We start from the raw sequence: 12,955 nt of genomic DNA, 5'->3' as shown, positions 1-12,955 counted from the left end.
CGAAAGTTTGAAAAAAGGCCGGATAAAGATTTATCCGGCCTTTTTTTTGCAGATCTCAAAACCTTTTTTAGGTTTCTTGTAGTCTTTAACCTGCTTTGGGTTGTCTTTCTTGTATAAGGCCGATTTGCCTTACTAACAAAAAACATAAAAAACAATGAGACTATTAAAAACATTAACTACTGCTGCTATACTTTGTATAGCCGGAGCAACTTTTGGACAGCAGGCAAAGGTAAAGGGCTTGCAAACAACTGTAAAAGGAGTACAGAATTTTGATTATGAAATTTCCGGAAAGTTTCCCGGTTCGGAAAAAATCCTGCTATCGGGAGATAGATATGGAGGCGTATTGCTAGACAGTGCACAAAACCCTGATGGAAGTTTTTTCTTTAAAGGAAAGGCAAAAATGGTTTCGCTTGGTACACTCATCGTTGAAAATAAGAAAAAAATGTTTAGCCAATATTTTAATGTGTTTATTGAGCCCGGTAAAATAAAGGTAAAGCTGTATGAAGGAGGAAAACAGATAGAGGCGAAGGGAAGTCCCAACAACGACATCATGACTGTAGTGGAGGCTGAAAATAAAGCCTTTTGGTTTGACCTTTCCAGCATTTACGACTCGTTGAACTATGCTTCTATGCGGATGTCGCAAATACGTAAGGCAGATGTGGTGAACAAAGACTCTGTGGCCTACTATGAAAATCTTTACAAAAGAATGGGAGCCGCTGCAGCCCCTTATATTGCAGCACGCAATGAAAAATTGAAAATAGCATTTAAAAAATACCCTAACACTTATTTTACAGCCTACAATGCCCTTAATTCAGGTATTTTGAGCGAGGAAGCCCTAAAAAGCATGTATGCAGGCTTTGACGATAAGCTAAAGAAAAGCGCCATAGGCAAAGAATGGGACAAGCAGCTGTTTAATGTGAAAAAGATAACCGACGGGGTTATAGCCCCTGATTTTGCGGTGACGGATGCCAATGGTAAACCGGTTAAGTTGAGCGATTTCAAAGGTAAATACGTATTGCTCGATTTCTGGGCAACCTGGTGCGGCCCATGCCGTGCTGGCAACCCGCATTTGATTGCTGTTTACAAGAAGTACAAAGATCAGGGACTGGAGTTTATTGGCATTTCTGACGATGACAATAACATTGCTGGCTGGAAAAAAGCAATCAAAGATGATGGGATTGGGCTTTGGCCGCAGGTGCTCAGAAACAGGGGTAAGCAAAATGACAAGGGCGGGAATATAGATCTTTCCAGTTTATACGAAGTTGGGGGCTATCCTACCAAGATCCTGATTGATAAAGAGGGTAAAATTGTGCATCAGTTTGCGGATGACACTGAACTGGATATGATGTTGAGCCAAATCTTCAAATAATAAACAAACGTAAAATATGATGAGTTGCTGGTGGCCAGTATCTGATCAAAGAATGGGCCGGATAATAGATTTATCCGGCTATCTTTTTAATAGGGCTAAGATTTTGTCGTCTGCGAAAGATTATTGAGTGGCTGTCTCCTAGTAATAAAAATAATTCCCTATTATTGGCATTTAAACCTCAAAGTGTTTTTGACTGTCAAAAAAAAAGTACCTTTAACTGGAAGAGTTTAATAGGGGGATGAACATAGCTACTGAATGAACATTTACAGCACACATAATGATCTGGAACTGGTTGCTTTATTGAAAGAAGGGAATGAAGCGGCCTTTGCTGAAATTTATGAGCGTTACCACAGGTTGCTGTATCTGTACGCCTACAGGAAGCTCAAAGATGATGAGGACACCAAAGATTTGGTTCAGGAAGTTTTTACCTGGCTATGGAACCAAAGAAAGAATTTTGAATTGAAAACTACCCTGGCCGGCTATTTATACAAAATGGTGCTCAACCGGGTTTTTGATATTTTTAAGCATAAAAATATCGTACATAAATACATTGAAAGTGGTCAGCACTTTATAGAAATAGATAGTACAGAAACTGATTATCTGATCAGGGAAAAGGATATTGCAGGGCTGATTGCCAGGGAAATTGCGGCCATGCCACCAAAGATGAGAGAGATATTTGAACTTAAAAACAAAGCCTTTCTAAGCACAAAAGAAATTGCCAGCCAGCTGGAAATCTCAGAACATACCGTTTCTACCCAGCTTAAAAGAGCTTCGAAACACCTTAGAACTAAACTGGGTATTGTAGTCTGGCTTTTATATCTCCTGGGGCGTTAAGAGAGAATTTTTTTCCTGCTGCTGTACCTAATCCCTTTTTCACAATCGTCTTTGTTTTAAATGCAGGTATAGTTGCATCAACAGGAAATGAAAAAAGACATCAAAGATATATTAAGTAAGCTCAATAAGGAAAAGCTGAGTGCCGAAGAGGAGGCTATGGCCAAATATTGGCTGCATCAGCTTAATCAGCAAGAAGGAAATGAGGTTTCTGAGACACAGCTATCCGCAGCATCTGAAGAAATATGGGCCGGCATTCAGAAAAACAAAACACCTCTTGCCGGAAAGTTTGCACTATGGTTAAAAATTTCAGGTATTGCAGCCACACTAACAGCAGCTGTTTTTGGCTTTTACCTCATGAAAAAACCTGGAACGAGTGTTCGGTATGCGAACGATATTTCCCCAGGTAAGAACACAGCAATATTAACAACTGCCGATGGTAAAGTAATCAATCTTAACGATGCAAAAACGGGCATTGTTGTTGAAGCTGCTAAATTGGTGTATAACGACGGGACTAAAGTGCAGATTGGTGATTCTTCCATGATAGGACGTGAAAATATGAATGTAAGCACACCAAGGGGCGGACAATTTCAAATTGTTCTGTCTGATGGTACCCGAGTATGGTTAAATTCTGCGTCTTACTTACGGTTTCCCCGTAGCTTTGGCCACTTAACTGAACGGAGGGTAGAATTGTCGGGTGAGGGATATTTTGAAGTAGCTAAAGACAAACTGCACCCATTTATAGTAAATGTAGATGGACAGGAGGCCAGGGTGTTGGGAACGCACTTTAACATCAATAGTTATCAGGAGAATAAAGCGATTAAAACTACACTATTGGAAGGAAGCCTGATGGTGACTGGAAAAAATAATAAAGTGATCCTGAAACCGGGGCAGCAGTCGGTATTGACACCGGGGCAGTTGAATGTAGGCTCAGCCGATTTAGAAGCCGCAGTTTCCTGGAAAAAGGGATATTTTTATTTCAACGATGAGAAGATTACTGAGGTGATGTCAACAATCAGCCGCTGGTACGATATTGATGTCAATTATGAGGGGGAAATTAGCAGGGAAGGGTTTACCGGGGCCATATCCCGGTTTACAAACATCAGTGACGTATTGATTATGCTGGAAGGCACCGGAGCCGTTCGTTTTAAAATTGAAGGAAGGAGGGTCACCGTAATGAATTAATTTCTACAAGAAGAACTCCAGAAAAAAATATCCCGGCCTGTGAACCGGGATAAAGATTACTGGTTTCAATATCAACAACCTAAGTTATCAACCAAGCGGCATGCCCGTACATCTTCGAAAATGAAGGCCTGCCATTTAAACCATTCTAACAAATGTACAAATTTTACACCAAAAGGGTTACAGAGCCTGTGCGCTATGTGACCAAAATTCTGTTGATTATGAAGTGGACCACTTTATTCCTGATCACAGCTATTCTGCAGGTTAATGCAGCTACCTATGGACAAAGAATTACGCTCTCAGAGAAAAATGCACCTATTAAAGCCATTTTTGATGAGATCAGAAAGCAAAGCGGCTACGATTTTCTTTTCACAACAACCAATTTAAGAAATGCCAGACCTGTAAATATAAATGTAAAGAACGCCCTGTTAACTGAGGTGCTTGAGCAGGTGTTTGAGGGGCAGCCGTTTGAATACCAGGTTATTAAAAAATCTGTAGTGGTTTCAAAAAAAGAGCCTTCCTTTCTGGATAAACTTAAGAATGCTTTTTCTGCTGTTGATGTTCGTGGCCGCGTGGTGGATGAAAACGGTAAAGCGATGGCAGGTGTGAGTATTAAACTGAAAGGGACTTCTACAAGGTCAACTTCATCTAATGAACAGGGCTTTTTTAATCTTTCTGTACCAGATAATGCGGTGCTGGTATTCTCATACGTAGGTTATGTTACCCGAGAGATGACAGCCAGCCCAACGATGGTGGTGGTGATGCAGATGAGCCAGAACAAGCTCGAAGAAACTGTAGTGGTAGGTTACGGAACTATGAAAAAGAAAGACCTTACAGGATCTGTTGCTACGGTAAATATCAACGAGGTAAGAGATGTGCCTTTTGCAACAATAGACCAGGCACTGAGTGGTAAGGCTGCCGGGGTACAGGTAGTACAGGCCGATGGCTCACCGGGCGGTGTGGCCAAGATCAGGGTGAGGGGCGGAACCTCGCTTATCGGTGGAAACGATCCTTTGTACATTATAGATGGAGTGCAGGTACAGGTGCAAAACCGGTTCCAGCAAACTGCTTCTGATATTGTAAGTCCGGTTGACCGGGGTGGACAAGACGATCCGAATACAACTGTGGCGGGGTCTTTTGCACGAGGGCTTAACAGCTTGGGTGGCTTGAACATCAACGACATTGAGTCGATAACGATATTAAAGGATGCATCTGCGACAGCGATTTACGGATCAAGAGGCGCTAATGGTGTGGTAATCATTACTACGAAAAAGGGGATGATCAATCAGAAACCTACTTTTGAAGCCAATGTGTACAATGGTTTCAGTCTGGTACAGAACGAGAAGGTGTTGGACAGGGACCAGTACATCACAATTATCAAAGAAGCAGCTAAAAACCTGAATGACGTGAGGGGTATCGCCGGCCAGGCTCCGGACGGTGTGGCTACACAAATCCTTACAGATCCTAATTTCTTCGGTACGGCAAATACCGATTTTATGGACCTGGTAACACGTACCGGCATCACGCAGAATGCAGACCTTTCGGTAAGGGGAGGTGGCACCGGCACGCGTTACTACACTTCATTGAGCTACAATAGAAATGAAGGAACGGTTTTGGGTACCGATTTCCGGCGTATTGCCGGTAAAGTAAGCCTGGATAACGAGATCAGCAGCAGGTTCCGCATCAATACCAATATGGATTATGGTTTCATGACCAATAACATCACTAATGGATTGTACACACAGGCGCTTTTTGCACCTCCAACGTTCGATCCTTATAATGCCGATGGAAGCATCAAAATCCTTGATCCGGCTGACCTGGGCGCCTATGCTTACCAGGGTTTTCAAAACCCCTTGCTGCTTACAAAGGGCATCAACCGCTCTAATACAATTTTTGCCATTGGAAGCCTTGCGGGGGAATATGATATCACGAAAGGGCTTACTTTCAGAAGTTCGGTAGCTGTGAATTACAACAACTACCGTCAAACGAACTATGTACCAAGTACCGTGTCTGTAGCTACGCCCAATGGTTCGGGCAGCTCGGGCAATGGAACAGCTACCCAGGCCCAAACAGAACAGGTAAATACCTTCATCCAGAACATGCTGACCTGGAAGAAAGAATTTAACGACAAGCATAGCCTGGACGTAATATTGGGTACCGATTGGCAGATTACCAAACAAAATGCTTTTTCGGCCAGCGGGCAGGGCTTCCCCGACGATACTTATCTGAACAACCTTTCCTCTGCAGCTGTAACGCTGCCTTCAACCGGTACTTCCGATCAGAGTTCACTGCTGAGTTTTTACCTGAGGGCAAATTACAGCTTCATGGACAAATACATGGTTACTTTTACCGGTAGGTCTGATGCTTCGTCCAAATTTCCAAAGGCCAACCGTGTAGGTTATTTCCCTTCAGGAGGCCTGGGCTGGCGCATTTCCCAGGAAAGCTTCATGAAAAATGTGAAGTGGGTTAACGAGCTTAAGCTGAGGGGCAGTATGGGGTACACCGGCACACAAAACATTGCCGACAACCTGTTTTATACCCTTTATTCACCGGTATCTTATGCAGGCCTTAATGGACTTTCGCCAACACAATTGGGTAACCAGCGGCTGAAATGGGAATCGACCTTGCAGAAAGATGCAGGCCTCGAATTTGAACTCTTCAACTCACGCTTACGCGGAGAGATCGGCTACTATGAAAAGACCACTTCGGGGATTTTGTTCCCGACATCTGTTGCGGGAACCTCCGGTTTTGACCAGGTAACTGCCAACATTGCGAAGATTCGTAACAGGGGACTGGAGTTAACCATAGGTGCAGATTTTATCCGCAATAAAAATTTCCAGTGGTCGGGTACCTTTAACATCGCAGGCAACCGTTCTAAAGTACTTGCACTGAACAATGATATTGAGGATCCGGCAAACCCGGGCGTTTACCGTTTTGGAAATACCGTATTGAAAGTAGGCGAACCTGTAGGCCTGCTGTATGGAAGGGTGTTTAAAAAGATTTTAACTACGCAGGAGGAAGTTGATGCTTATAGTGCATTAAGTCCTTCATATTATCCTTACCTGGGCATTGGTGATGCCAGCTATGAGGTAGTTGAAAATTATATGGGCTATCAGGGATTTACTTATTTTAAAGATGATATCATTGGCCGGGCAGAGCCCAAGTACTACGGCGGCTATACCAATAGGCTAAGCTATAAGAACTTCAGCCTCACTACACTGGCTACCTTCTCGTACGGGAACGACATCTATTACCTTGCCGACATCCAAAACCGTGATGTGAGCCAGAGAACAAATAAAGGTATCCGTATCCTGGACCGCTGGACACCGGAAAACCCAACTGCTACCAGGCCAAGGCTGATTATGGGTGAGAGTTCTTATGCTTATGCAGCCAGCGACAATGTGTACGATGCTTCTTTCCTGAAGCTGAAGTCGGTAACATTGGCCTACCAGCTTCCGAAAAGCCTGACAGACAAACTCAAAATCAATAGCGTGTCTGCTTATGTATCCGGAACCAATTTACTAACGATCACCAACTACCCTGGTGTAGACCCTGAGGTAAGTAATGACCCTTATAGCCTTATAGGTGGTTACAGCGATGCAGGGGGGTATCCGTTCGTAAGGCAGATCAGCATTGGCCTGAGGGTAGGCTTGTAGCACATAAATTAGTACAAATAGAAATAAACAGACATGAAAACATTATATAAAATACTGGCAGTTGCGATAATCATTACTACTGGTTATGGCTGTGAAAAAGAGCTGAGCGCACCGCCTAAAAATGCAAAGGTGGAAGGCAATACCATTATTGATCAAGCTACCTCTCAGATTGCTTTAAACGGTGCCTATTATAATTTTGCCAACGCAACAAACATCAAAACCGGGTGGCAGATGCACCAGATCCTTCCGGCTGAATTTGCAGGATATATTGGCTATGGCTTCGGGTCTTTTGGCGAAGAACTAAATATAACTAAAGGAGCCAGCGGAACTTTCTGGAATGAATCTTACCGTGCACTGAACGCTGCAAATGGCGTAATTGCGGGTGTAAATGCCCTGTCGGATAATGCTTTCAGCGGTAACCGGAAAAAGGAGATCCTGGCCGAAGCCAAGTTTATAAGGGCTTATGCTCATTTTAAAATACTGAGCTATTATGCAGAATGGTACAAGATAAACAGTACGCAGGGTGTTTTGCTACGCGATGAGTTGTCGACACTGACCAATATCCTTAAAAAGCGCAGTACAGTAAAGGAGAGTTATGATTTTATCCTGGCAGATCTGGATGAAGCGATTGCCAACGGCCCGGCCAGCAATCCAAACCATTATGCCACCAAATGGGCCGCCATGGCTTTGAAAATGCGGGTGCTGATTAACCGCGGACAAAGCGGTGATTATGCATCAGTGATCCAGCTGGCCGATCAGATCATGCAGAACCCTGCTTATGAACTGGAAGCCAGTCAGCAAAACCTTTTCCGTGTAGCCGGCCTGGCCAGCAAAGAGGTTATCCTTGGCATAAAGCCCCAGGCATTGCAGGCATCAGACCCCTACAGTAAAACCAGGCAATACTGGCCTTCCGCGTCATCTCTATATGTTGCCACCCTGGCACTAAAGAATTTGTATACAGATGATCCGCGCCAAGGCTGGATCATCGGCCCGGCAACACCTTATCAGCAGTATTCACCCAATACCACCTTTTTTACCAAATATGTGGCCGTGGGCTCAAGCCCTACAGCCTTAACAGAAACCGATTATGTGCTGCGACTCACAGAGGTTTACCTGCTGAAAGCAGAAGCCATTGTACGCTCGGGCGGAAACCTTACGGATGCCAGGACGCTGGTGCATACCATTCAGCAAAAAGGGGGGCTAACCGCTACGAATGCGCCATATATCGCAGTGACCACTGCTGGCACACCTGCTGCACTTTTGGTAGAAATCTATAAGGAAACATCAAGAAGCATGGTGGCTGAGGATGGCAGTGAGTGGATGGCCTTGCTTCGCCTGCCTTTTGACACTGTTAAAGCACTTAAACCAACCATTACCAGTCAGATCCAATATATCATACCGGTTCCGCAAACGGAGTTTGTTTACAATCCTCAGTTTGGTGAGCAGAATACAGGATATAACGCCAATTAACCAATTGTTTACCAGCGCAGCACGCATATGTGCTGCGCCTATTAAAAAACTATGAAAAAATACTTATTAACCTGCCTTTTATTCACAGGAATACTACCTGTTATGGCCCAGCAGGGCACATTTGTTTTACAAGGCAAAATAAAAGGTATGCAAACCGGCAAGCTTAAACTTGCCTACGAATCTGGTGGCAAGTACCAGATGGACAGTACACTGGTTAAGAACGGCACTTTTGTGTTCAAAGGTACAGCCCTGGAGCCGGTTATGGCCTCTATCGAAAGTGAAAAGGCTGGCAGGATGATGGACGATCCGAACCGGGGGATGCTGTTCCTGGAATCCGGAAAACTAAGCCTGGAACTGACCGCGGGTGATTTCAGGAACCTGAAATTGAAGGGCTCTAAAACCCATGATGAATACGCTGCGTTAGAATTGCGTCAAAAGCCGGTAATGGACCAGATGAGAAAGTTATCAGCGGAATATGATAAAGCCAATATTGCCTACAGCACAGCAAAAAAAGCTGGTAAACCAGAAGCAGAGCAGGAAGCATTGAAGGAAGCGGCAAACACTGCCAAAGACAAAATGGACCCTTTCCGCGAGCAGCTGGGGGAAATTGATATGGAGTTTATCAAATCTCATCCCGATTCTTACTATACTGCATCGATGTTGCGCTGGAGGGCATCCTCAATGTCTCTTGACGAATCAAAAGCCATTTATGCAGGCCTTTCTGAACGTATAAAGCAAAGCAAGTACGGACAGGAATTTGCCAAAGAAATCAAAAACCTTGAAGGAGGTTCACCTGGGGCAAAGGCCAATCTTTTCTCTGCAACCGATATCAACGGACAGTCCCTGAACCTGGCCGATTATAAAGGCAAAAAATACCTGCTTTTAGACTTCTGGGCAAGCTGGTGCGTGCCATGCCGAAAAGGCAATCCGCATTTGCTATCCTTATACAGCAAATACAAAGATAAAGGCCTGGAAATTGTGGGCGTATCAGACGACGACGGCAACCCTGAAGCCTGGAAAAAAGCAGTAGAAAAAGACGGGATAGGCGTATGGAAACACGTACTCAGGGGGCTGAAACAGGTAGGCAATAGCTTTGACCGCTCTGCAGATCTGAGCGATTCCTATGCCATACATACCCTTCCAACCAAAATCCTTATCGATAAAGAAGGTACTATCATTGGCCGTTACGGGGGCGGCGGTGAGAATGATGAGGCAATGGACAAAAAACTGGCAGAAATCTTTAACCAATAGCTATGAAAACCAGCACAAAAATTAATTTTTTAATGGGCCTGATGCTCATTATTGCAGGCAGCTGCAACCAAAAAAATGCAAAAGACTATGTAATTACCGGCAGCATAAGGGGAATAAATGAGGGGATGATCAAATTGGTCAGTTATATGGATAGCAACAGGACCTCGAAGGTAATTGATAGTGTGCTGTTCAAGAACGGGACTTTTGAACTTAAAGGTAAGGTTCAGGGCCCCGAACTCATGACTTTACTGATTACCCCGGGAAACTGGGCGGTGCGGCTGTTTGTAGAGAATGGGAAAATTACGGTTGATGGCGATACCACCGGTGCCGAGCACTACGATTACACCGCTTATGGTATGGATAAGGGCGCAAACCTGACGAAGTTTAAGGTTAGCGGTTCCAGAACCCAGGATGAATACCAGAAATTTGAAAATGACCCTCAGCAGTTGAAATTTAAGTCAGTATTTGCCGAACTCAACAAAGCAAAAGCTGCAGATTATGAGGCACAACGTGCACAAGCAGATTCCATCAGCAAATTGTATAAGGCCTGGCAATGGAATTACATAAATGATTTTGTGGCAAAGAACCCTACTTCGGTAGCAGGGGTATATATGTTCAGCAATTATTACCAGTTTGAACCTGGCATGACTGTATCCGAAATAGAATCGATGCTGGCTAAATTTGAATCGACCGCTAAAGCTTCGGTTTATTATGCGGGCCTCGCCAGGCAGCTGGAGATGCGCAAGCGTGTTGCCCCGGGCAGTCTGGCACCCGATTTTACTTTGCTGAAAAGGGACAGCACGTCATTTACATTGTCTTCTTTGAAAGGCAAGTACGTTATGATCGATTTTTGGGCCAGTTGGTGTAAACCCTGCAGGGAAGCCATCCCCCACTGGAAACAAGTATACCAGAAATATAAGGATAAAGGTCTCGAGATGGTAAGTGTTTCAAATGACAGCAGATGGAAGGACTGGTTTAAGGCGCTTGACCAGGAGCGGATGCCATGGATCCAGGTTTGTGATGAATTCCCCGTTAAAAATATGCCTGCCAGGGTAGGCACATTGTACCAGACACCGTCCTTACCTTGTTATGTATTGCTGGATAAGGAAGGAAAGATATTGGTGCATACGATAACCGAAAAAGATATAGACAACAAGTTAGCCACAGTTTTTAAATAGTTATAAAAAGATGAACATAAAATTCAATATCCTCTTGCTGGCCCTGCTGGTATGTGCGGTGCCACTCTACGCACAGCAGCGCTCGCAAAGCCCGGTAAAAGTACTCTTTGTAGGCTACGACCCGGCCAAGCCCATGCCGGAAGCCAAAAGGTCGTACCCTGGAATGATGACCGAAAAGGAATTCAAGGCTGAATATCCCTTGCGTATGCCCGCTTTTAAGGCATTGCTGGGGCAATATTTTGCGGAGGTAAAAGCCGTGGACTGCCGCGATTGGAAACCCGCTGACTCGGAACCCTATGATGTAACCATTTTCGATTTTGCAACCACACCTTTAGAACCTGCAAAACAGGAAAAAGATGAAAAGGGAAACATGAAGTACATATCTGCCCGCTACCTGCCCGATAATTTTTCTAAACCGGTTATTTTTATGGCGAGCACCGCTGATGAAATGGGGCGCAGGATAGGGCTTAAACTAGACTGGCTATGCCTTTGTCTGGATGCGGATGCACATCACCTGAATGCAAACCACGCCATCTTTAAAGGCCCCCTGGAAAAGGTAGTGCCAACCCTGCAAAACAAAAAAACACCGGATGGGGTATTTCATTATACCACTGGAGTTGGTATTCCAAAAGAAATACCAATGTGGAGAGTGCAAAAAGAGGGCTATCTGGATGGTACCGGAGCACGTATAGGCCTGGTATCTCGTGGAAACAGGTTTACAGAATCACCAGATGCAGAAATGATCTCAAGTGGAGTATGCCAAAAAGATGTTGGTGCAGTTGCCCTGGGCAGGCATGGTAACTTCTTTTTGTGGGGGTTTGGTGCATCACCGGCCGATATGACTGAGGAGGCAAAGAAAGTATTTGTGAATGCAGTGGCTTATATGAAGCAGTTTAATGGCAGAACGCCAATTGCCAAAAAATATAATGACCGCATGGCCACTACTAACGATGTAAAGGAAATTATAAGCCACACTTCAAGAGAAAGCTACGATGAATATGTGGCCCAGATAAAGTCTTTTAATGAAGCAAATGCAAAAGAAAACCAACGTCTTACCGATAAAAAAGCAGCAGGCCAACAGTTAACGCGAGAAGAGGAGGAATCCCTGCAGTATATCGGTGGCCAGCAGGAAATAGATTCATGGGACGTGTTTCTGAAACGTGCAATGGGAAAATACGCGGCTAAATTTGGTACAGATGCAGCGGCATTCCAGAAGTATATGAATGACAATCTTGGTTATATCTATTGCGACCCTGAAGCTTTTTTCAGTTATTCAATTGATGAGGATGTACAACAGATCGGCATCTCCAATCATAGCCTCAAGCTTCTGGATGCCTGTGTTGCGATGCTCAAAAAAGGCGAAAAAAGTGAGCTGGCACTAAGGGTACTAAAAAAATACACGGGCGAAAATTTTGCTACAGCAAAGCAGTGGGGAAGCTGGCTTTCAAAGAACAGGAGCAGACTGTTCTTCTCGGAAACAAATGGCTATAGGTTTATGATCAATACTTACAGTTAATGAAAAAGCTGATCGGATTTTTAATCATCTTCTCACTGGCGGGGCTGTGCGCAAATGCACAGTCGGCCTTTGATAAAAAAATAGCAGCAGCGGTGCAGGAGCTGGAATGCACGGTGCCCGACCAGGAGGTTCCGGTTACGCTGAATGCTAAACTCCTGGCTGAGCAGGACAGCATGGCAGTAATTGTTAAAGTAAAAATGGCCGCTGGCTGGCATATTTACCAATATGTACCTTCTACTATGCCTTATATCCCTATTGAGCATATCTTAAGGCTTCCCGAAGGCCTGGAACCAGTAGGGAAATGGGGGACGAGTAAGCCTTCTCCCTCTGCGAACGATCCTGGTGTGCTGATTTATGAAAACGAAGCAGTGTTTATACATAAGCTGTTCCGCAAGACGAAAACAACAGGAACAATTCAGACAGGTCTGTATTACCAGACCTGCGACCTGCGCCAATGCCTGCCCCCTGTTGAAAAGGTATTTGATCTGCCAAATCTATGAGA

General features: G+C 44.4%; 9 protein-coding genes. All 9 read left to right on the top strand.

The window, feature by feature from the left end; translation table 11 throughout:
- Nucleotides 1-154 precede the first annotated feature (154 nt).
- Nucleotides 155-1,369 carry a TlpA disulfide reductase family protein gene (locus B9A91_RS06005; protein WP_084237478.1) on the top strand — a complete coding sequence of 405 codons (1,215 nt, stop codon included), beginning with the start codon at nt 155-157 and terminating at the stop codon, nt 1,367-1,369.
- A 255-nt stretch (nt 1,370-1,624) separates the two neighbouring features.
- The gene (locus B9A91_RS06000) at nt 1,625-2,203 is read left to right on the top strand and encodes an RNA polymerase sigma factor (protein ID WP_084237477.1); all 579 of its coding nucleotides are present in this window, start codon (nt 1,625-1,627) and stop codon (nt 2,201-2,203) included.
- Nucleotides 2,204-2,290: 87 nt separating this feature from the next.
- The gene (locus B9A91_RS05995) at nt 2,291-3,385 is read left to right on the top strand and encodes a FecR family protein (RefSeq protein WP_084237476.1); all 1,095 of its coding nucleotides are present in this window, start codon (nt 2,291-2,293) and stop codon (nt 3,383-3,385) included.
- A gap of 152 nt (nt 3,386-3,537) precedes the next feature.
- Nucleotides 3,538-7,038 carry a TonB-dependent receptor gene (locus B9A91_RS05990; protein ID WP_235012468.1) on the top strand — a complete coding sequence of 1,167 codons (3,501 nt, stop codon included), beginning with the start codon at nt 3,538-3,540 and terminating at the stop codon, nt 7,036-7,038.
- Nucleotides 7,039-7,071: 33 nt separating this feature from the next.
- Entirely contained in the window at nt 7,072-8,508 is a 1,437-nt protein-coding gene (locus B9A91_RS05985) for a RagB/SusD family nutrient uptake outer membrane protein (protein ID WP_084237475.1), read from the top strand.
- Between the two features lie 51 nt (nt 8,509-8,559).
- The gene (locus tag B9A91_RS05980) at nt 8,560-9,759 is read left to right on the top strand and encodes a TlpA disulfide reductase family protein (RefSeq protein ID WP_084237474.1); all 1,200 of its coding nucleotides are present in this window, start codon (nt 8,560-8,562) and stop codon (nt 9,757-9,759) included.
- A gap of 2 nt (nt 9,760-9,761) precedes the next feature.
- On the top strand, nt 9,762-10,937 hold the full coding sequence (locus B9A91_RS05975) for a TlpA disulfide reductase family protein (RefSeq protein ID WP_084237473.1): 1,176 nt from the start codon (nt 9,762-9,764) through the stop codon (nt 10,935-10,937).
- A gap of 10 nt (nt 10,938-10,947) precedes the next feature.
- Nucleotides 10,948-12,453, top strand: a complete 1,506-nt coding sequence (locus B9A91_RS05970) for a hypothetical protein (RefSeq protein ID WP_084237472.1) — start codon at nt 10,948-10,950, stop codon at nt 12,451-12,453.
- A complete protein-coding gene (locus tag B9A91_RS05965) occupies nt 12,453-12,953 on the top strand; it encodes a protein-disulfide reductase DsbD domain-containing protein (protein ID WP_084237471.1) in 501 nt (166 codons plus the stop codon). Before B9A91_RS05970 ends, B9A91_RS05965 begins: the two co-directional genes overlap by 1 nt.
- The last annotated feature ends 2 nt before the right edge of the window (nt 12,954-12,955 follow it).

This window comes from Pedobacter africanus (genome assembly GCF_900176535.1).
Taxonomy (GTDB): Bacteria; Bacteroidota; Bacteroidia; order Sphingobacteriales; family Sphingobacteriaceae; genus Pedobacter; species Pedobacter africanus.
Note: the sequence above shows the minus strand (reverse complement) of the source record. Positions and strands in the feature narration are given on the sequence as shown.

Coding starts and splice junctions, on each gene's coding strand:
- B9A91_RS06005 (WP_084237478.1), top strand. CDS start 155: ATGAGACTATTAAAAACATTAACTACTGCTGCTATACTTTGTATAGCC.
- B9A91_RS06000 (WP_084237477.1), top strand. CDS start 1,625: ATGAACATTTACAGCACACATAATGATCTGGAACTGGTTGCTTTATTG.
- B9A91_RS05995 (WP_084237476.1), top strand. CDS start 2,291: ATGAAAAAAGACATCAAAGATATATTAAGTAAGCTCAATAAGGAAAAG.
- B9A91_RS05990 (WP_235012468.1), top strand. CDS start 3,538: ATGTACAAATTTTACACCAAAAGGGTTACAGAGCCTGTGCGCTATGTG.
- B9A91_RS05985 (WP_084237475.1), top strand. CDS start 7,072: ATGAAAACATTATATAAAATACTGGCAGTTGCGATAATCATTACTACT.
- B9A91_RS05980 (WP_084237474.1), top strand. CDS start 8,560: ATGAAAAAATACTTATTAACCTGCCTTTTATTCACAGGAATACTACCT.
- B9A91_RS05975 (WP_084237473.1), top strand. CDS start 9,762: ATGAAAACCAGCACAAAAATTAATTTTTTAATGGGCCTGATGCTCATT.
- B9A91_RS05970 (WP_084237472.1), top strand. CDS start 10,948: ATGAACATAAAATTCAATATCCTCTTGCTGGCCCTGCTGGTATGTGCG.
- B9A91_RS05965 (WP_084237471.1), top strand. CDS start 12,453: ATGAAAAAGCTGATCGGATTTTTAATCATCTTCTCACTGGCGGGGCTG.